Annotated in this window: 20 protein-coding genes; 3 read left to right on the plus strand and 17 right to left on the minus strand. The window is 59.8% G+C overall.

Annotated elements, in window-relative coordinates:
• Positions 1–36: 36 nt before the first annotated feature.
• The 5 genes from purT to EQV97_RS07870 form a co-directional block, all read right to left on the minus strand.
• Entirely contained in the window at positions 37–1,218 is a 1,182-nt protein-coding gene (gene purT, locus EQV97_RS07850) for a formate-dependent phosphoribosylglycinamide formyltransferase (RefSeq protein WP_201148427.1), read from the minus strand.
• A 100-nt stretch (positions 1,219–1,318) separates the two neighbouring features.
• On the minus strand, positions 1,319–1,786 hold the full coding sequence (locus EQV97_RS07855; protein ID WP_045057738.1) for a VUT family protein: 468 nt from the start codon (positions 1,784–1,786) through the stop codon (positions 1,319–1,321).
• A gap of 138 nt (positions 1,787–1,924) precedes the next feature.
• On the minus strand, positions 1,925–2,128 hold the full coding sequence (locus EQV97_RS07860; RefSeq protein WP_122837635.1) for a DUF1289 domain-containing protein: 204 nt from the start codon (positions 2,126–2,128) through the stop codon (positions 1,925–1,927).
• Complete coding sequence (locus tag EQV97_RS07865; protein WP_240888781.1) at positions 2,125–2,649, minus strand: gamma carbonic anhydrase family protein; 525 nt, start codon at positions 2,647–2,649, stop codon at positions 2,125–2,127. Before EQV97_RS07865 ends, EQV97_RS07860 begins: the two co-directional genes overlap by 4 nt.
• Positions 2,650–2,702: 53 nt before the next feature.
• Positions 2,703–3,302 carry a CoA pyrophosphatase gene (locus EQV97_RS07870; protein ID WP_045057735.1) on the minus strand — a complete coding sequence of 200 codons (600 nt, stop codon included), beginning with the start codon at positions 3,300–3,302 and terminating at the stop codon, positions 2,703–2,705.
• Between the two features lie 146 nt (positions 3,303–3,448).
• Between EQV97_RS07870 and EQV97_RS07875 the strand changes: the two genes are divergently transcribed.
• From EQV97_RS07875 to leuA, 3 genes are all read left to right on the plus strand, one after another.
• On the plus strand, positions 3,449–4,000 hold the full coding sequence (locus tag EQV97_RS07875; RefSeq protein ID WP_122837632.1) for an NUDIX hydrolase: 552 nt from the start codon (positions 3,449–3,451) through the stop codon (positions 3,998–4,000).
• A 110-nt stretch (positions 4,001–4,110) separates the two neighbouring features.
• Complete coding sequence (locus EQV97_RS07880; protein ID WP_045057733.1) at positions 4,111–4,614, plus strand: L,D-transpeptidase family protein; 504 nt, start codon at positions 4,111–4,113, stop codon at positions 4,612–4,614.
• A gap of 364 nt (positions 4,615–4,978) precedes the next feature.
• On the plus strand, positions 4,979–6,658 hold the full coding sequence (gene leuA, locus EQV97_RS07885; RefSeq protein WP_225570633.1) for a 2-isopropylmalate synthase: 1,680 nt from the start codon (positions 4,979–4,981) through the stop codon (positions 6,656–6,658).
• 214 nt (positions 6,659–6,872) lie between these two features.
• On the opposite strand, the gene EQV97_RS07890 is transcribed toward leuA, so the two are convergent.
• The 12 genes from EQV97_RS07890 to iscX all read right to left on the minus strand — a co-directional run bounded on the left by EQV97_RS07890 (position 6,873) and on the right by iscX (position 18,664).
• The gene (locus EQV97_RS07890; RefSeq protein WP_122837630.1) at positions 6,873–7,664 is read right to left on the minus strand and encodes an amidohydrolase; all 792 of its coding nucleotides are present in this window, start codon (positions 7,662–7,664) and stop codon (positions 6,873–6,875) included.
• Positions 7,652–8,800, minus strand: coding sequence for a pyridoxal phosphate-dependent aminotransferase (locus EQV97_RS07895; RefSeq protein WP_240888782.1), 1,149 nt, complete (start codon positions 8,798–8,800; stop codon positions 7,652–7,654). Before EQV97_RS07895 ends, EQV97_RS07890 begins: the two co-directional genes overlap by 13 nt.
• Positions 8,801–9,024: 224 nt before the next feature.
• Complete coding sequence (gene der, locus EQV97_RS07900; protein WP_045057729.1) at positions 9,025–10,494, minus strand: ribosome biogenesis GTPase Der; 1,470 nt, start codon at positions 10,492–10,494, stop codon at positions 9,025–9,027.
• 234 nt (positions 10,495–10,728) lie between these two features.
• On the minus strand, positions 10,729–11,880 hold the full coding sequence (gene bamB / locus EQV97_RS07905) for an outer membrane protein assembly factor BamB (RefSeq protein ID WP_045057728.1): 1,152 nt from the start codon (positions 11,878–11,880) through the stop codon (positions 10,729–10,731).
• Positions 11,873–12,514, minus strand: coding sequence for a tetratricopeptide repeat protein (locus EQV97_RS07910; RefSeq protein WP_122837627.1), 642 nt, complete (start codon positions 12,512–12,514; stop codon positions 11,873–11,875). Before EQV97_RS07910 ends, bamB begins: the two co-directional genes overlap by 8 nt.
• Before the next feature lie 42 nt (positions 12,515–12,556).
• Positions 12,557–13,846, minus strand: coding sequence for a histidine--tRNA ligase (gene hisS / locus EQV97_RS07915; RefSeq protein ID WP_045057726.1), 1,290 nt, complete (start codon positions 13,844–13,846; stop codon positions 12,557–12,559).
• 36 nt (positions 13,847–13,882) lie between these two features.
• A complete protein-coding gene (gene ispG / locus EQV97_RS07920) occupies positions 13,883–14,992 on the minus strand; it encodes a flavodoxin-dependent (E)-4-hydroxy-3-methylbut-2-enyl-diphosphate synthase (protein WP_045057725.1) in 1,110 nt (369 codons plus the stop codon).
• A 3-nt stretch (positions 14,993–14,995) separates the two neighbouring features.
• On the minus strand, positions 14,996–16,003 hold the full coding sequence (locus EQV97_RS07925; RefSeq protein ID WP_240888783.1) for a RodZ family helix-turn-helix domain-containing protein: 1,008 nt from the start codon (positions 16,001–16,003) through the stop codon (positions 14,996–14,998).
• The gene (gene pilW, locus EQV97_RS07930; protein ID WP_122837624.1) at positions 16,003–16,761 is read right to left on the minus strand and encodes a type IV pilus biogenesis/stability protein PilW; all 759 of its coding nucleotides are present in this window, start codon (positions 16,759–16,761) and stop codon (positions 16,003–16,005) included. Before pilW ends, EQV97_RS07925 begins: the two co-directional genes overlap by 1 nt.
• Before the next feature lie 17 nt (positions 16,762–16,778).
• On the minus strand, positions 16,779–17,921 hold the full coding sequence (gene rlmN, locus EQV97_RS07935) for a 23S rRNA (adenine(2503)-C(2))-methyltransferase RlmN (protein WP_225570637.1): 1,143 nt from the start codon (positions 17,919–17,921) through the stop codon (positions 16,779–16,781).
• 28 nt (positions 17,922–17,949) lie between these two features.
• On the minus strand, positions 17,950–18,375 hold the full coding sequence (gene ndk, locus EQV97_RS07940) for a nucleoside-diphosphate kinase (protein WP_007916882.1): 426 nt from the start codon (positions 18,373–18,375) through the stop codon (positions 17,950–17,952).
• Between the two features lie 88 nt (positions 18,376–18,463).
• A complete protein-coding gene (iscX, locus tag EQV97_RS07945; RefSeq protein ID WP_122837622.1) occupies positions 18,464–18,664 on the minus strand; it encodes a Fe-S cluster assembly protein IscX in 201 nt (66 codons plus the stop codon).
• Positions 18,665–18,674: the final 10 nt, after the last annotated feature.

Below are 18,674 nucleotides of genomic sequence, written 5' to 3' on the forward strand. Positions count from 1 at the left end.
TGGGAGCGGGCTTGCCGGCGAATGCCGCGCCTCGGTTTAGAGGTCTACTACGACGGCCTGCGAAGCACGGGTAGCCTTCGCCCGAGCCGCTTCAATCGACTCATCCCGCGCCAGCGCCACGCCCATGCGGCGCTGGCCGTTGACCTCAGGCTTGCCGAACAACCGCAACGCCGTATCCGGCTCGCTCAGCGCAGCGCCAAGATTGGCGAATGCCGTCTGGGTCGACTGCCCTTCCACCAGGATCACCGCCGAAGCCGAAGGCCCGAACTGACGGATCAACGGGATCGGCAGGCCAAGAATGGCCCGGGCGTGCAGCGCGAACTGCGACAGGTCCTGGGAAATCAGCGTCACAAGGCCCGTGTCGTGTGGGCGTGGCGACACTTCGCTGAACCACACCTGGTCGCCCTTGATGAACAACTCGACGCCAAACAGGCCGCGGCCACCCAAGGCTTCGGTCACGGCTTTGGCGACGCGCTCGGACTCCGCCAGCGCGATCGGGCTCATCGCCTGTGGCTGCCAGGACTCCTGGTAATCGCCCTTCTCCTGGCGATGCCCCACCGGAGCACAGAACGTGGTGCCGCCAATGTGGCGCACGGTGAGCAAGGTGATTTCGTAGTCGAAATCGATGAAGCCCTCGACGATCACTCGCCCCTTGCCGGCACGGCCGCCTTCTTGCGCGTAATCCCACGCGGCCTTCACGTCATCGACACTGCGCAGAAGGCTTTGGCCCTTGCCCGACGAGCTCATCACTGGCTTGACCACGCACGGGAAGCCGAGGTCTTCGACCGCCTTGCTGTAATCCTCGAAGGTGTCGGCGAAGTGGTACGGCGAAGTGGGCAGGTCCAGCTCTTCAGCTGCCAGGCGGCGGATGCCTTCGCGGTTCATGGTCAGCTGCGCGGCACGCGCCGTAGGGATCACGGTGAAACCTTCGGCTTCCAGTTCGACCAGGGTGGCGGTCGCGATGGCTTCGATTTCCGGCACGATGAAGTGCGGTTTTTCTGCTTCGATGACCGCACGCAGGGCGGCACCGTCGAGCATGTTGATCACATGGCTGCGATGCGCCACTTGCATGGCCGGTGCGTTGGCATAGCGGTCCACGGCGATCACTTCAACGCCCAGGCGTTGCAGCTCGATCACCACTTCCTTGCCCAACTCGCCACAGCCACACAGCAATACGCGGGTCGCGGTCGGCGACAATGGAGTTCCGATACGGGTCATCTCAAGTCCTCAAAGAAGCGGATCATCGAGGGAGGCAGCGCCTGGCGCGCTTCCCATGGGGAGAAAGCGCGGCATTTTACATGAACCTGCGGTTTTGGCTTCAGCTGGCGACAGCCTGCTTGCGCAGGCGCCAGGCCATGATCAACCAGACGGCCGTCACGCCCGCGAACTTCGAGGCCATGGCGGTGAGGATCACGGCTGGGGTGAACGCGTCGATCATGCCAAAGAAGATGAACGTATCGAGAGGGATGCTCAGCGCCGAACTTATCCACAGGCGATCGTGCAGCGGGCGCCTGGTGATGCTGAACACCAGCCAGTCAATGCACTCGGAGACCGCGAACGCCGTGGCACTGGCCAGGGCGATGGACGGATCGGAGGTGACATAGGACAACACCAGCGCGGCCAGCATGGCGATGATTGCGCCGTGCCCAAAGCGCGTTTGCACCATGTCGCGCAGCACGAATACCAGGCCACCCCAGGCCGACCAGATGATGTCCAGGTGCGGGGCGGTGGAAAAGGCGTAGTTGATCAGCACGACGCTGCTGATGTAGGCGATCAAAAAAAGCATGGGACGAAAAGACACCTGTAGGAGCGAGCTTGCTCGCGAAGGACGTTAACGATTACGCGTAAAATCAGGTACCCCATAGCGCCCTCAGGTTTTCGCGAGCCAGCTCGCTCCTACAAGGGGCGCGATGAATGTCCGGAGTTACTTGCCAAGCATCCACACCAGCCCGCTGGACTTCGCCCTTTCATGGCAAAGCCCCAAGACCTTGCGCCGCTCGTCATTATCCATCCGGCTCCAGCGCGTGATCTCCTCGACCGTGCGCTGGCAACCGGTGCAGATGTCATCGTCATCCAGCGCACAGACATTCACGCACGGTGAGCGGACCGGTGGTTCTGCAGTGGTCATTCTTCCTGCTCAGCCAGGTCGCGGGCATAGCGCTGGGCGTTGTGCACGTAATGAGCAGCGCTGGCCTCGAGCATTTGCTTTTGCTGTTCGGTCAACTCGCGCACCACCTTTCCCGGCGAGCCCATCACCAGGGAGCCATCGGGAATTTCCTTGCCCTCGCCGATCAGCGAATTGGCACCGATGATGCAGTTTTTACCGATTTTCGCGCCGTTGAGAATCACCGCATTAATACCGATCAAACTGTAATCCCCGACCGTGCAGCCATGCAGCATGGCATTGTGGCCAATAGTCACGCCGGTACCGATGGTCAACGGGTAGCCCATGTCGGTGTGCATCACCGTACCGTCCTGGACGTTGCTGTTCTTGCCGATCAGGATCAATTCATTGTCGCCACGCAGCACTGCGTTGAACCAGACGTTGGCGCCCTCTTCCAGTTTGACCTTGCCCACCAGCACGGCGTTGGGGGCTACCCAGCTCTGCGGATGGGTTTCGACTCGGGCGTCGCCCAGGCGGTATTTCATCGTGTTGTCCTCAGGGCCAGGCCGGCTCGGGTATTGCCATACGAATGATGGCTTCAGGTATTGATAAAGCTTTTGGGCGGCTGGTGCAGGCTGATTTTCGCGTCATACAGCAGGTTGATCAACTCGACGATCATGATCGCCGTCAGGCCCCAGATCTTGTACTCGCCGTATCGATAGCTCGGCACATACCAGCTGCGGCCCTGATAATCGATGCGGTGGGTGTGTTCGCGCGGGTCCTCGCGAAAAAACTCCAGCGGTACACTGAACACTGCCGCGATCTCGGCATCGTTGGCCCGATACTCGACAAAATCCGGGATCACCCCGACATAAGGCGTGACCTTGATGCCATGCAGCGAGATCAGCGGGCTCAGAGGCCCAATCACTTCGACCAGCCCGGGCGGCAGGCCAATCTCTTCATCGGCTTCGCGCAGGGCGGTGAAAATCAGGTCCGGGTCTTCAGGGTCGCGGCGGCCTCCGGGAAACGCCACTTCGCCGCCATGGGTCGAGAGCCCGCTGGCGCGCAGGGTCAGAACCAGTTCCGGTTCGTCACTGCGGGTGATGGGCACCAATACGGCGGCCTCGGGAAAACGTTTGTCGGTTTCCAGGGTTCGCGGCGTGTGGTTGCTTACCCGATGCAGTAGCTCGTCCAGCATGAGTGATCTCGATCTGTGCCTTACCCTGCATCATGCACCAATCACACCGACCGCCCAAGCCCCGAACGGCCGTCTGTCGCGAAACGACAACTTGCCGACCGACACCGCCGCACGCCAAGATAGGCACAGCATTCAGGAACCCAAGCATGAAATTTTGCAGCCAGTGCGGCAACCCGGTGACACAACGCATTCCCGAGGGCGATTCGCGCCTGCGGTTTGTCTGTGACAGCTGTCACACCATCCACTACCAGAACCCCAACATCGTCGCCGGCTGCGTGGCCACCTGGGGCTCGAAGGTATTGTTGTGCCGACGGGCCATCGAGCCGCGACTGGGCTACTGGACCCTGCCCGCCGGGTTCATGGAGAACGGCGAAACCATCGAACAGGCCGCCATTCGCGAAACCGCCGAAGAAGCCTGTGCCAGGGTCCGCGACCTCTGCATCTACACGCTGATCGACGTGCCGCACATCAGCCAGGTGCATGTGTTCTACCGCGCCGAACTGGTGGACCTGGATTTCGCAGCAGGCATAGAAAGCCTCGAAGTCCGGCTTTTTGAAGAAGCGGACATCCCTTGGTCCGACCTGGCTTTCCGCACGGTGGGGCGTACTTTAGAATACTTCTTCGCTGACCGGCGGTCGGAGGTCTACCCCGTGCGGTCGGAATCGATTCCGCCGCTGGCCCAGCCGGTTATTGTTTGATTCGGAATGTGAAATTTTTTGCAAAAGCAAAAGATCATCCGCCTGCGGCTCAAGCCTGAGGCAGCACCTACAATTAGATAGTCGCAACACCTCTTAGGGATATCGTTTTAATGCGCTGGTTGCTTGCCCTGTTCTGCCTGTCGTTCATTGCCGTGTCCCAGGCTTCCACCGTGGTGACCCTGGATGGCAAACCGATCGAAAAAGTGTTGGTGCTTAAATCCGCTCATCAATTGCAATTGATTGCCGACGGCAAGGCGCTGCGAACCTACCGCATTTCCCTGGGCAAGCAGCCCAAGGGCGCCAAGCTGATGGAAGGCGACAAGCGCACCCCGGAAGGCTTCTACTGGGTGGACTGGCGCAAGGTCAGCGACCGCTTCAATCTGGCCATGCACATCTCCTACCCGAATGCGGCCGACTCTGCGCGCTCGCTGCGCGAAGGCGTACCACCGGGCGGCATGATCATGATCCATGGCACGCCCGATTCCTACGACTACCCGGAGAACCTGTTTCATACCCTCGACTGGACCGACGGCTGCATCGCCATGCGCAATATGGACATGCGAGAAGTGTGGGGCCTGGTGCCAGATGGAACAATGATCGAAATTCGTCCGTAACGGCCCATTGCAACCCAGACCTGGAGAGTGCAAAGCACGCCAGTTCGATTGCGCGGTGTTTAAACCGCCAGCAATCATTAGCACAATCAGGGCTGATCCAAGCAATTAAATCTCGCCAAAGGCTTACCCAAGAGTATTCCTCTCAATTTTTTTCGACCGCTTGCCAACCTTCACCCTCGCGGTTAGGGTTGAAGGCATGAAAACCTCTCACACCCTCATTCAGCTTCGCCAGCACCGCAGTCTGTGCCTTGTCAGTGCACGACTGCCGGGCTGAACCGCGGTGCCTCGTCCTACGCTTCATCCCCAGAACTTTTGATCCACCGGCAGGCCGCCTTTTTTCGGCCCCTACAACAAGGATTTCCCGATGAGCATGCTCAAAGACCCGTCTTCGAAGTACCGCGCGTTTCCGACCATCGACATCCCGGACCGTACCTGGCCATCGAAGACCATCACCGCGGCGCCGATCTGGTGCAGCTCGGACCTGCGCGACGGTAACCAGTCGCTGATCGAGCCTATGGACGCGGTTAAAAAGCTGCGTTTCTGGAAAACCCTGGTGCAGGTCGGCGTGAAAGAAATCGAAGCCTCCTTCCCGGCCGCTTCGCAAACCGACTTCGACTTCGTGCGCACCTTGATCGAAGGCAACCACATCCCGGACGACACCACCATCCAGGTGTTGACCCAAGGCCGTGAAGACCTGATCGAGCGCACCTTTGAATCTTTGCGCGGGGCGAAAAAAGCCATCGTTCACCTGTACAACGCGACTTCGCCGTCTTTCCGTCGCATCGTGTTCAACCAGGACAAGGACGGCATCAAGGAAATCGCCGTCAGCGCGGCCAAGCTGTTCGTCAAATACGCCGCACAGCAGCCGGACACCGAATGGACCTTCGAATACTCGCCGGAAACCTTCAGCGCCACTGAGCTGGAGTTCGCCAAGGAAGTCTGTGACGCAGTGATCGAGGTCTGGAACCCGACGCCCGAGCACAAGATGATCCTCAACTTGCCGGCCACCGTCGAATGCGCCACCCCGAACATCTATGCCGACCAGATCGAATGGTTCGGCCGTCATATCAACCGTCGTGACAGTGTGATCATCAGCCTGCACACCCACAACGACCGCGGCACGGGCGTTGCCGCTACCGAACTGGGCCTGATGGCCGGCGCCGATCGCGTCGAAGGCTGCCTGTTCGGTAATGGCGAGCGCACCGGTAACGTCGACCTCGTGACCGTGGCACTGAACCTCTACACCCAGGGCGTACACCCTGAGCTCGATTTCTCGGACATCGACGGCGTGCGCAAGGTCGTCGAGGAATGCAACCAGATCCAGGTGCACCCGCGTCACCCGTACGTCGGCGATCTGGTCCACACCGCGTTCTCCGGCTCGCACCAGGACGCTATCCGCAAGGGCTTTGCCCAGCAGAAACAAGGCACCCTGTGGGAAGTGCCGTACTTGCCGATCGATCCGGCCGACATTGGTCGCAGCTATGAGGCGGTGATCCGCGTCAACAGCCAGTCGGGCAAAGGCGGTATCGCCTACCTGCTGGAACAGGAATACGACATCAGCTTGCCGCGTCGCATGCAGATCGAGTTCAGCCAGGTTGTCCAGGCCGAAACCGACCGTGTTGGCCTGGAGATGACCGCACCACAGATCTACGCCTTGCTGCAGCGTGAATACCTGCAAGCCAACACCCCTTATGCGCTGGTCAGCCATCGCCTGCAGGAAGAGAACGGCAACAGCTCGGTGGAAGTCGAAGTGTCGAGCAAAGGCCAGGGTGAAAACAACTTGCGCTGGAACGGCAAGGGCAACGGCGCGCTGGAAGCCCTGGTGGCCGGCTTGCCGATTCCGGTGGAAATCATGGACTACAACGAACACGCGATCGGCGCGGGCACCCATGCCAAGGCAGCGGCCTACATCGAACTGCGAGTCAATGGTGAGCGTGCTGTGCACGGCGTGGGTATCGACGAGAACATCACCACCGCCAGCTTCAAGGCCCTGTTCAGCGCGCTGAACCGCTCGCTGAGCCAGCCGGAAGCGAAAGCGGCGTAAGGCTTTGGCTGTAATGCAAAAGGCCCCTGGGTGAGAACCTGGGGGCCTTTTTGTTTATGCTGTTTGAAGATCAAGAGATCGCAGCCTTCGGCAGCTCCTACCTCGCAATGCGGTCCCTGTAGGAGCTGCCGAAGGCTGCGATCTTTTCGGGCCTATCCTGCCCTGGAATGCGGTCCCCTGTAGGAGCTGCCGAAGGCTGCGATCTTTTCCGGTCTCAGGTGAACTCGAACGTATCCGCATCCAGATTCGCTGGAAACCGCGTGCGGTAGGCCGCCAGCTCCGCCGCATCCAGCACCACCTGAAACACTCCATCGGCCTCCCCCGCGCCCAGCAACGTCTCACCCTGGAAATCCAGCACCTGGCTGTCCCCGGTGTAGGCAAAGCCCTTGCCGTCGGTGCCCACTCGATTCACCGCCGCGACATAACACAGGTTTTCAATCGCCCGCGCCGGCAGCAAGCGGTTCCAGTGCTGGCGCCGTGCACCAGGCCAGTTTGCGGTGTACAGCAACAGGTCGGTGTCCTGCGCGTCCCGGCTCCAGACCGGGAATCGCAAGTCATAACAAATCAGCGGCCGCACCCGCCAGCCTTTCAATTCGAACTGCACCTGACGCTCGCCCGGGGTGTAGTGGTTGTGCTCACCCGCCATGCGAAACAGATGGCGCTTGTCGTAGTGCAGCACCTCGCCGTCCGGGCGCGCCCATAACAGGCGATTGCGATGGCTGCCATCACTGGCTTGCACGATGACACTGCCGGTAATCACCGCGTCGAACTTCGCCGCCTGCAGCCGCAGCCATTTGCTGGTGGGGCCGTTCTCCGGCTCGGCCAGGGTCTGGGATTCCATGGAGAAACCGGTGGTGAACATTTCCGGCAGGATGATCAGGTCGGCGCCACGCGCCTGCTCCAGCAACTGCTCGAAGTGCTCCAGGTTGGCCTGGCGGTCATGCCAGGCGAGCGTGGTCTGGACCAACGCGATGGTCAGGTTCGGCAAGGCACTCAGATCACGCATAGTTTTTCCGCTGCTTCACGCAGGGTCTCCTCGCGTTTGGCGAAGCACAGGCGTATCAGGCGCTGGCCTGCGGGCGGGCTCTGGTAGAACACCGAGATCGGGATACTGGCCACGCCGTGTTCGCGGGTCATCCAAAGCGCCATGTCGACGTCATTGAGGTCCGGACGAATCTGCGAATAGTCGACCAGCTGGAAATAAGTGCCCGCGACCCGTTTGAAGCTGAATCGCGAGGGCGCCAGCAAATCGCAAAACAGGTCGCGCTTGGCCTGATAGAACGCCGGCAGCTCCTCGACATGTTCAGGGTGCTCGGCCATGAAGTCGGCCAGGGCAAACTGCAGTGGAGTGACGCCGCAAAAGCTGACGTACTGGTGAACCTTGCGCATTTCCGCGGTGAGGGCCGGTGGAGCGACCACGTAGCCGGTTTTCCAACCGGTGACGTGATAGGTCTTGCCGAAGGAGCTGATCACGAAGGCGCGCTGGTACAGCTCCTCGTGCGCCAGCACGCTGACATGGGGCACGCCGTCGAACACCAGGTGCTCGTAGACCTCGTCGCTGATCAGGTAGATATCACGATCACGGATCAACTGGGCCAGTTGATCCAGCTCGGCGCGACTGATCAGTGCGCCGCTAGGATTGTGCGGGGTGTTGAGCACGATCATCCGCGTACGCGGCGTAATGGCTTCAGCGAGTTTCTGGAAGTCGATGGCGAAATCATCCAGCCCCAGCTGCACGTGCACACAACGACCGCCGGCCAGCTCGACCGACGGTTCATAACTGTCGTAGCACGGGTCGAATACGATGACTTCGTCGCCGCTGTTGATAACCGCCTGGATCGCGCAGAAGATCGCCTGGGTGGCGCCCGGGGTAATCGTCACCTCATTGTCGGCATCGACGTTGATACCGTAGCTGCGAGCGATCTTGGTAGCTACCTGCTGGCGCAAGGCCGGCAGGCCGGTCATTGGCGAGTACTGGTTGTGGCCCTGGGCGATGTGCCCGCCGACCGCGTCGCACAGCGCCTGCGGGGCATCGAAATCGGGAAAACCCTGGGACAGGTTCAGCGCGCCGGTTTGCGCCGCGAGCTGCGACATCTGAGTGAAGATAGTGATGCCGACATTCGGCAGCTTACTGTTGATCATCGGTGATTCCCTGCTCTGCACCCGGCTCTAACGGCGGCGCGGGAGAGCCCGAGGATAGCCCATACGGCGCCCATAAAAAAAGGGCGCCATAAGCGCCCTTTTTGGAACCCGATCCTGTGGGAGCGTGGCTTGCCCGCGATGGCCACACCACGATGTAACAGATACACCGCGTTTTCGTTCATCGCGGGCAAGCCCGCTCCCACAGGAGCCGGACAAGCCTTGAATCAGCGCTTGTCGCGGCGCTTCTTGTCGGCCTTCTTGTGGTGCGACATCATCCGGCGTTTCTTGTTGACCTGGCGGTCGGTGAGCGAGTTCTTGTTACCTTCGTACGGGTTCTCGCCGCCTTTGAACTCGATGCGGATCGGCGTACCGACCAGCTTCAGGACTCGGCGATAAGTGTTTTCCAGGTAACGAACGTAAGACTTCGGCACCTTTTCGATCTGATTACCGTGGATCACGATGATCGGCGGGTTGGCCCCACCCAAGTGGGCATAGCGCAGCTTGATCCGGCGGTTGTTGACCATCGGTGGCGCGTGCTCGCCGACCGCATCTTCCAGGATCTGGGTGAGGCGGTTGGTCGGCCAGCGGGTAACCGCGGACTTGAACGAGTTCTGTACGGAAGCGTAGAGGTTACCCACGCCGGTGCCGTGCAGCGCCGAGATGAAGTGGATGTCGGCGTAGTCAACGAAGAACAGTCGACGTTGCAGCTCGATCTTCACGAAGTCGCGCTCGCTCGGCGTCATGCCGTCCCACTTGTTGATCGCGATAACCAGCGCACGACCCGACTCGATGGCAAAGCCCAGCAGGTTGAGGTCGTGATCTACCACGCCTTCGCGGGCGTCCATGACGAAGATCACCACGTTGGCGTCTTTGATCGCCTGCAGGGTTTTCACCACGGAGAATTTTTCAACTTCTTCGTGGATCTTGCCGCGCTTGCGCACACCTGCGGTGTCGATCAGCGTGTACTTCTCGTCGTTACGCTCGAACGGGATGTAGATACTGTCGCGAGTGGTACCCGGCTGGTCATAGACGATTACCCGGTCTTCACCGAGCATGCGGTTGACCAGGGTCGACTTGCCGACGTTCGGACGGCCGATGATAGCGATCTTGATCCCGTCTTTTTCGCTTGGGCCAGGAATGCGCTTGGCTTCCTCACCTTCGGCAACGATCTCTTCTTCGCCGTCTTCCGGCTCTTCTTCGTCTCTCGGGAAGTCGCTGAGGGCGATTTCCAGCATCTGGGTGATGCCGCGACCATGGGCGCCAGCGATCGGGATCGCGTGACCCATGCCCAACGGGGCGAATTCGGCGCGGGCCATTTCCGGGTCGATGTTGTCGACCTTGTTGGCAACCACGTACGAGCGCTTGTTACGTTTGCGCAAATGCTCGGCGATCATCTGGTCGGCGGCGGTGAAACCGGCCTTGGCATCTACCAGGAACAACACCACATCCGCTTCTTCAATGGCCAGCAGCGACTGCTCGGCCATTTTTTCGTCCATACCGTGCTCGTCACCGGAGATACCGCCGGTGTCGACCAGAATGTAGGAACGCCCTTGCCATTTGGCCTCACCGTATTGGCGATCACGGGTCAGACCGGACAAGTCGCCGACGATGGCGTCACGAGTCCTGGTCAGGCGGTTGAACAAGGTGGACTTGCCGACATTGGGTCGGCCCACCAGGGCGATTACGGGAACCATGCGGCTCTCCACTTCGTTATTTCAGAAAATACAAAAGCCGCTGCTAGGCAGCGGCTGGTGCTCGGGGCAATCACTGCGTGCTTTCCTGTAGGAGCGAGCCTGCTCGCGAAAAACGCCAAGACACTGCGTTTATCCAAGAAGCCAACGTTATCGTTGACGTCCTTCGCGAGCGAGCTCGCTCCTACAGTTTGCGAACGGTGAAGCCGCTTGGGGGTTAAACCCCAAGCATAGTTCTTACTTGATGGTCAGGGCTTCCAGTTTGCCGCTGTTGCCATACACATAAATCATGTCACCCACCACCAGCGGTCGGGCACGCAGGCCGTCGCTGTCGATGCGCTCGCGGCCGACAAAGCGACCGTCCACCTGGCTCAGCAGGTGCAGGTAGCCTTCCAGGTCGCCGACAGCCACGTAGCTGGAGAACACTTCCGGAGCCGACAGTTGACGACGAGCCAGCGAATCGTTGGTCCACAAGGCTGTGGTGGTACGTTCGTCGACGCCTTCAACGGTGCCCGACGACAGGCTCACGTAGACGCTGCCAAAACCCTGGGCGACACCGGCATAGCTTGAAGCATCACGCTGCCAGAGCTGACGACCGCTTTCCAAGTCCAGTGCCGCAACGCGACCCTGATAGCTGGCCACGTACAGCGTACCGCCGGACAGCAGCAAGCCGCCGTCGATGTCGACGACACGCTCCAATTCCGAACGACCCTGTGGAATGGCAACGCGTTGTTCCCAGACCGGCACGCCGTTGGAGATGTCCAAAGCCACCACTTTACCGGTCGACAGGCCAGCCACCGCGAGGCGGTTGGTCACGATCGGAGCACTGGTACCGCGCAGGGTCAGGACCGCCGGAGTGCTGTCATACAACCAGCGCTGGTTGCCGGTGGCGGCATCCAGGCCGATCAGACGATCATCCTGAGTCTGAACCACCACCACATCACCATTGCTGGCAGGCGGCGCGAGGACTTCGCTGGACACGCGAGCGCGCCATTTCTCTTCACCGCTGCTGGCATCCAGGGCAACGATTTCGCCTTTGAGCGTGCCGATCATGACCAGCCCGTAACCCACGCCAACGGCGCCGGAAACTGGCAGCTCAAGATCTTTTTCCCATTTGACGTCGCCATTGCTGCGATCCATCGACATCACCACACCGGTGACGTCGGCGGCATAGATAGTGTCGCCATCGATCGCCGGGACCAGCATGTTATAGGTTTCGCCCTGACCGTCACCGATCGAACGACTCCACTGCTTCTGCAGAACCACTTCTTCTTTGAAGTCGGTCAACTCGGCCGGTGGCAATTCCTTTTTGCTGTTGCTGCTGCAACCCGCGGCCAAAATGGCCAGGGCCAGCAATGCTGCATGTTTCCAACGGATCACGTCACGCATCCCCTTTGGCCAGGTCGTCCAGCTTGATTTGTAGGCCACCTACTGCCGCTTCATCCGACAGTGCCGCCTTGGCTTTTTGATACGCCGCGTTTGCTTCATCGGTACGACCCAGCTTCACCAGGAGGTCGCCCTTGAGCTCTTCGCGGGTCGCCAGGAATGCAGTATCGGCGTCGCCTTCGAGCAGTTTCAAGGCTTCATCAGCCTTGTCCTGCGCAGCCAGAACCTGCGCCAGGCGCTGACGGGCGATTTCGCCCAGTGCCGGGTTGGCCGGCTTGGCAATAATCGCCTTGAGTTCAGTTGCCGCGTCATCCAGCTTGCCGCTGTCGACTGCGACCTTGGCCACGAACAGGCTGCCGTACTGCGCGTACGCGGTGCCGCCGAACTCGCTGTTGAGCTTGCCGGCCAGGTCCGAAACACGGGCTGCATCAGGCTTGCCGTCAGGGGTCAGCGTGGTTTCGAGCAATTGCTGATAGAGAATCGAGGCACTTTGTGCCTGATTGCCCTGATACTTCTGAAAGGCCTGCCAGCCGAACACGATGACCAGCGCCAACAGGCCGCCAGTAACCAGGGGCTTGCCGTTGCGTGTCCACCAATCCTTCAAATCCGCCAGGTTTTCGTCTTCGGTACTCGACACCCCAATACTCCTTAATCGCTAAATCGGCTGTTTATGACAGCTTCAACCCTGCACGACGCAGGTGGCCAGGTGTGCAGCAAGCGCATCCCAGGCAATGCTTTGTTGTTCGCCCTGGCCACGCAGGGGTTTGAAACCTACCACTTGCTGGGCCATTTCGTCGTCGCCGAGGATCAGCGCATACAACGCACCGCTCTTGTCGGCCTTCTTGAACTGGCTTTTGAAGCTGCCGGCGCCGGCATTGACTTGCAGGCGCAGGTTGGGCAATTGATCACGCACTCGCTCGGCCAGGGTCAGCCCGGCCAATTCGGCGGCTTCGCCGAACGCGCAGAGGTAGACGTCGACCTGACGGGAAATCTCGGCCGGGATCTGCTCCAGGGTCTCCAGCAGCAGCACCAGGCGCTCGATGCCCATGGCGAAACCCACGCCGGCAGTCGGCTTGCCGCCCATCTGCTCGACCAGGCCATCGTAACGACCACCGGCACACACGGTGCCCTGGGCGCCTAGCTTGTCGGTGACCCATTCGAAAACGGTCTTGCTGTAGTAATCCAGCCCGCGAACCAGCTTCGGGTTGATCACATAAGGAATACCGGCAGCATCCAGGCGAGCCTTGAGGCCCTCGAAGTGCACGCGGGACTCTTCGTCGAGGTAGTCGGCCATCTTCGGCGCATCGACCAGCACGGCTTGGGTGTCGGCGTTCTTGGTGTCCAGCACGCGCAACGGGTTGGTCTTCAGACGGCGTTGGCTGTCTTCGTCCAACTGGTCCAGGCGCGCCGAAAGGTACTCGACCAGCGCCTCGCGGTAACGACCACGGGACTCGGCGGTGCCCAGGCTGTTGAGTTCAAGCTTGACCGCGTCACGGATCCCCAGCTCGCCCCACAGGCGCCAGGTCAGTACGATCAACTCGGCGTCGATGTCCGGACCGTCGAGGTTGAACACTTCGACACCGATCTGGTGGAACTGGCGATAGCGGCCCTTCTGTGGGCGCTCATGGCGGAACATCGGGCCGATGTACCAGAGTTTCTGCACCTGGCCACCACCGGTGATGCCATGCTCCAGCACCGCACGTACGCAGGCAGCCGTACCTTCGGGACGCAGGGTCAGGGAGTCGCCGTTGCGGTCGTCGAAGGTGTACATCTCTTTTTCGACGATGTCGGTCACTTCACCGATGGAACGCTTGAACAGCTCGGTGAATTCAACGATCGGCATGCGAATTTGCTTGTAACCGTAGTTATCCAGCAGGCGCGAGACGGTGCCTTCGAAATGACGCCACAAGGGCGTCTGTTCGGGCAGGATGTCGTTCATGCCACGTATGGCTTGCAGAGACTTGCTCACTATAAATCCTTAAATTCGTTCGGCTCTTCAGTCGGCTCAGCCGCGCGCGATAACCGCTGCGTCAGCTTCGACCTTCTCGGCCGCTTTCTGGCGGATCAAGCGTTCAAGCTCATCCACCAGATTGTCATTCGTCAGTTTCTGCGACGGCTTGCCGTCGATGTAAATCAGGTTCGGTGTACCGCCGGTCAAGCCGATATGGGCTTCCTTGGCTTCGCCGGGGCCGTTGACCACACAACCGATCACCGCGACATCCAGCGGCACCAGCAGGTCTTCAAGGCGCCCTTCCAGCTCGTTCATGGTCTTGACCACATCGAAGTTCTGCCGCGAGCAGCTCGGGCAGGCGATGAAGTTGATACCACGGGAACGCAAGTGCAGGGATTTGAGAATGTCGTAGCCGACTTTCACTTCCTCGACCGGATCAGCCGCCAACGAGATGCGAATAGTATCGCCAATCCCTTCGGCGAGCAGCATACCGAGGCCCACGGCGGATTTCACCGTGCCTGAACGCAAACCACCGGCTTCGGTGATGCCCAGGTGCAACGGCTGGACGATTTCCTTGGCCAGCAAACGGTAGGCTTCGACGGCCATGAACACGTCGGAGGCCTTCACGCTGACCTTGAAATCCTGGAAATTCAGGCGTTCAAGGTGCTCGACGTGACGCAGGGCAGACTCGACCAGCGCAGCCGGCGTTGGCTCGCCGTACTTTTTCTGCAGGTCTTTTTCCAGGGAACCGGCGTTGACCCCGATGCGAATCGGAATCCCGCGATCACGGGCGGCATCGACCACCGCACGCACGCGGTCTTCGCGACCGATGTTGCCCGGGTTGATGCGCAGGCAGTCAACACCCAGCTCAGCGACACGTAACGCGATTTTGTAGTCGAAGTGGATGTCGGCCACCAGCGGCACCTTCACCAGCTGCTTGATCTTGCCGAACGCCTCGGCAGCGTCCATGTCCGGTACGGAAATGCGCACGATGTCGACGCCCGCCGCTTCCAGACGATTGATCTGGGCCACGGTGGCCGCGACGTCGTTGGTATCGCTGTTGGTCATGCTCTGCACAGCGATAGGGGCATCGCCGCCCACGGGCACATTACCGACCCAGATCTTGCGCGATTCGCGACGTTTGATTGGAGATTCGCCGTGCATGACTTATTGACCCAACTTCAGGCGAGCAGTCTCGCCACTGGTGAACGGAGCGACATCAACCACCTGCCCGTTATAGCTGACCTGCGCGCCACGGGCGTAACCCAGACGCACGGCAAAGGGTGGCTTGCCGCTGACGGAAACATTTTCGCCTTTACGCTTGAGACCACTCAACAGCACCTTGCCGGTGCCATCGGAAACTTGCGTCCAGCAATCGGCAGTGAATTGCAATGAAACCTGGCCTTGGCCGGCCACTGCCGCAGTCGGTGCAACGGCAGCAGCACTTGGCGCAACCGGCGCAGTCACCACCGGCGCTGGCACGGCAGGAACGGCAGGAGCAGGAGTCGCCGGGGTCGCAGCGGCCGGCGCAGTGTTTGGCACAGGCGCGGACGGTGTGGTCGGTGCAGGGGCCGGGGCAGTCGCTTCAGCTTGCGCCGCAGTGTTGCCCTGCGGCAGTGCCAGCGCGGTGCCGCCCTCGGCCTGACCTTCCACGACGGCCTGGTCTTCCGGCTCGTCCAGCGGATGGATCTGCGTGGTGCCATCGGCACCTTCGACTTCGACGTGCTCCGGGCTCAAGGTCGTCAGGTCCTTGGCACGCTGGGAGGTTTGATCCTGCCACCAGAAGAAACCACCGCCGATCACGGCAACCAGCAGCAACAGGCTGACGATTCGCAAAATGGTATGGGAAACCCGCACCGGCTCTTCGATACGGCCCAGGCTGTGCACGTTGCTGCCCTGGGAATCGGTGCCGGTGGATTGGTCGAATTGCTGGACGAGGGCGGTCTGGTCCATGCCGAGCAACTTGGCATAGGCACGGATATAACCCCGCGCAAAGGTATGCCCCGGCAGCTTGTCGAATGCGCCGGCCTCAAGATTGGTCAGGGAATTGACGGTGAGGTTGAGCTTGAGCGCCACTTCAGCCAGCGACCAGCCATTGCTTTCGCGGGCCTGGCGCAAGGTTTCACCGGGGTTAACGCGATTCGCTGCTACAACTTCGGGATGCGCCGCTTTCATCATTGCTCCGACAGGTATTGCTGATATTCCGGCGTACCGGGATAGAGTCGTTTTAGTTGCAGGCCATAACTGGCAGCCTTGTCGCGATCTTCAAACACTTTTGCCAGCCGAATGCCGAGCAATAGACTACGTGCATTTTGTTCGGTGAGCAGGCTAAAACGATCGTAATAGTCACGCGCGGGCACATAATGCCTGTCTTCGTACGACAACTCAGCCATTTCCAGCAAAGCGCGTGGCTGTTGACGATTCAAGCGCAAGGCTTTTTCCAGTTGCTGCAGCGCCAGGTCACGCTCTCCAAGCTTCGCAGCGGTCATGCCCAGGTTCTCGAACACTCGCGAGCGCTCAGGATACAGGGAGTCGGAAGCGGCCTGTTCGAAGCGTTCGTAGGCGTCCTTGTAACGCTTCTCTTCGTAAAGAAAACTACCGTAATTGTTCAGGATACGCGCGTCGTTGGGGCGCGAAGACAGTGCCTTGCGAAAATGCTCGTCGGCCAGTTCCGGCTCCATCTCGGCCTGGAACACCAGGCCCAGTGCAGCATTCGCGTCAGGATCCGAACTGTTCAGGTCCAGGGCCTTCTTCAACGGCACCTTGGCGCGCTCCGTCATGCCCTGCTGCAGATACCCCAGCCCCAGCTGCACGTAGGCAGCACGCGCTTCGTCGCGGCCTTTGCTGGTCTTCATCGGGTTGTAGTCACCCGACAGGACACAACCAGCACACAGGCTGGCCATCAGCAATAGCAGCGCAAAGCGCAGGGACATAGAGATCCTCTCTTACTTTATTTCGCGGCGTTCTGTGCGATATCGTTTTCGGCGCTCAACTCGCGCACGGCGATATAACGTTCGCTGCGACGGGTGCGATCCAGCACCTGCCCTACCAATTGGCCACACGCGGCATCAATGTCTTCACCGCGGGTGGTGCGTACGGTGACATTGAAGCCGGCATGGTGAAGCTGATCCTGAAAACGGCGAATCGCGTTGTTGCTCGGGCGTTCGTAGCCGGAATGCGGGAACGGGTTGAACGGAATCAGGTTGATCTTGCACGGGATGTTCTTGAGCAACTCGATCATCTCGACCGCGTGCTCGACCTTGTCGTTGATGTCCTTGAGCAAGGTGTACTCGATAGTCAGCACGCGCTTTTCGCCCAGGGACGACATGTAGCGCTGGCACGACTCAAGCAGCATCTTAAGCGGATACTTCTTGTTGATCGGCACCAGTTGATTACGCAATGCGTCATTGGGTGCGTGCAAGGACAACGCCAGGGACACGTCGATGTGCTTGGACAGCTCATCGATCATCGGCACCACGCCCGAAGTGGACAGGGTCACGCGGCGCTTGGAGATCCCGTAGCCCAGGTCATCCATCATCAGATGCATGGCGGCCACGACGTTGTCGAAGTTCAGCAGCGGCTCACCCATGCCCATCATCACCACGTTGGTGATGGCACGGTCGGCGGTCGCCGGGATGCTGCCAAACGATTTATTGGCAATCCACACCTGGCCGATGACTTCGGCGGCGGTGAGGTTGCTGTTGAAACCTTGCTTGCCGGTGGAGCAGAAGCTGCAGTCCAGGGCACAGCCAGCCTGGGACGAAACGCACAGAGTGCCGCGCTTGCCCTGGGGAATGTAGACGGTCTCGACGCAGCTGCCGGACGCCACACGCACGACCCATTTACGGGTACCGTCGGTGGAGATGTCCTCGCTGACGACTTCAGGACCGCGAACTTCGGCAATAGCCTTGAGCTTGTCGCGCAAGGCCTTGCTGACGTTCGTCATGGCGTCGAAATCATCGACGCCAAGGTGGTGAATCCATTTCATTACCTGACCGGCACGGAAACGCTTCTCCCCGATCGAGTCGAAGAATTTTTCCATTTCCTGTTGAGTCAGACCCAGCAGGTTGGTTTTTACAGTCGATGTAGTCATGGATTCACCTTCACTCTTAAGCCAATGCTTAGCGAGTGGTTACTTCAGTAGCTGCGAAGAAGTACGAGATTTCGCGAGCAGCAGCGGCTTCGGAGTCCGAACCGTGTACAGCGTTGGCATCGATCGAATCAGCGAAGTCAGCACGGATGGTGCCGGCAGCAGCTTCTTTAGGGTTGGTAGCGCCCATCAGCTCACGGTTCAGAGCGATAGCGTTTTCGCCTTCCAGAACCTGGACAACAACCGGGCCGGAGATCATGAAAGCAACCAGGTCGCCGAAGAAACCACGAGCGCTGTGCTCAGCGTAGAAGCCTTCGGCTTCGGCTTTGGACAGCTGCTTCAGTTTCGAAGCTACAACGCGCAGGCCGGCTTTTTCGAAACGAGTGGTGATCTCGCCGATGACGTTTTTTGCAACAGCGTCAGGCTTGATGATGGAGAAAGTACGTTGAACAGCCATGGTGTAACTCCAGAAACGATAATTTGTGAAAAATTAAACCCGCGAATTATACGCGGGTTCTTGGGTATTGCCTAACCTGCGAGGACGATCAGTCGGCTTCTTCGATCCAAAGCGCCTGAACCGCTTCCAACACCTTCTCGCCACAGCGGCCGGAGGTGTTGTCAAAATCGGGAAGTTCCATGATCCATCGCTGCAGGTCTACGAAATTGACCGACATTGGATCGACATCCGGCTTGGATTCGGCCAGTTCTTCTGCAATGCGCTGAACATCATTCCAACCATAACTCATGACAGTAATA

The organism is Pseudomonas sp. TMW22090 (assembly GCF_022496665.1).
GTDB lineage: Bacteria > Pseudomonadota > Gammaproteobacteria > Pseudomonadales > Pseudomonadaceae > Aquipseudomonas > Aquipseudomonas gregormendelii.

Excerpts from the sequence above, each read along its gene's own strand:
- iscX (WP_122837622.1), bottom strand. The coding sequence starts at position 18,664 with ATGAGTTATGGTTGGAATGATGTTCAGCGCATTGCAGAAGAACTGGCC.
- EQV97_RS07895 (WP_240888782.1), bottom strand. The coding sequence starts at position 8,800 with ATGATCAACAGTAAGCTGCCGAATGTCGGCATCACTATCTTCACTCAG.
- EQV97_RS07880 (WP_045057733.1), top strand. The coding sequence starts at position 4,111 with ATGCGCTGGTTGCTTGCCCTGTTCTGCCTGTCGTTCATTGCCGTGTCC.
- pilW (WP_122837624.1), bottom strand. The coding sequence starts at position 16,761 with ATGTCCCTGCGCTTTGCGCTGCTATTGCTGATGGCCAGCCTGTGTGCT.
- der (WP_045057729.1), bottom strand. The coding sequence starts at position 10,494 with ATGGTTCCCGTAATCGCCCTGGTGGGCCGACCCAATGTCGGCAAGTCC.
- EQV97_RS07865 (WP_240888781.1), bottom strand. The coding sequence starts at position 2,649 with ATGAAATACCGCCTGGGCGACGCCCGAGTCGAAACCCATCCGCAGAGC.
- EQV97_RS07875 (WP_122837632.1), top strand. The coding sequence starts at position 3,449 with ATGAAATTTTGCAGCCAGTGCGGCAACCCGGTGACACAACGCATTCCC.
- ndk (WP_007916882.1), bottom strand. The coding sequence starts at position 18,375 with ATGGCTGTTCAACGTACTTTCTCCATCATCAAGCCTGACGCTGTTGCA.
- EQV97_RS07870 (WP_045057735.1), bottom strand. The coding sequence starts at position 3,302 with ATGCTGGACGAGCTACTGCATCGGGTAAGCAACCACACGCCGCGAACC.
- rlmN (WP_225570637.1), bottom strand. The coding sequence starts at position 17,921 with ATGACTACATCGACTGTAAAAACCAACCTGCTGGGTCTGACTCAACAG.
- leuA (WP_225570633.1), top strand. The coding sequence starts at position 4,979 with ATGAGCATGCTCAAAGACCCGTCTTCGAAGTACCGCGCGTTTCCGACC.
- EQV97_RS07890 (WP_122837630.1), bottom strand. The coding sequence starts at position 7,664 with ATGCGTGATCTGAGTGCCTTGCCGAACCTGACCATCGCGTTGGTCCAG.
- ispG (WP_045057725.1), bottom strand. The coding sequence starts at position 14,992 with ATGCACGGCGAATCTCCAATCAAACGTCGCGAATCGCGCAAGATCTGG.
- EQV97_RS07860 (WP_122837635.1), bottom strand. The coding sequence starts at position 2,128 with ATGACCACTGCAGAACCACCGGTCCGCTCACCGTGCGTGAATGTCTGT.
- EQV97_RS07855 (WP_045057738.1), bottom strand. The coding sequence starts at position 1,786 with ATGCTTTTTTTGATCGCCTACATCAGCAGCGTCGTGCTGATCAACTAC.
- purT (WP_201148427.1), bottom strand. The coding sequence starts at position 1,218 with ATGACCCGTATCGGAACTCCATTGTCGCCGACCGCGACCCGCGTATTG.
- bamB (WP_045057728.1), bottom strand. The coding sequence starts at position 11,880 with ATGCGTGACGTGATCCGTTGGAAACATGCAGCATTGCTGGCCCTGGCC.
- EQV97_RS07925 (WP_240888783.1), bottom strand. The coding sequence starts at position 16,003 with ATGAAAGCGGCGCATCCCGAAGTTGTAGCAGCGAATCGCGTTAACCCC.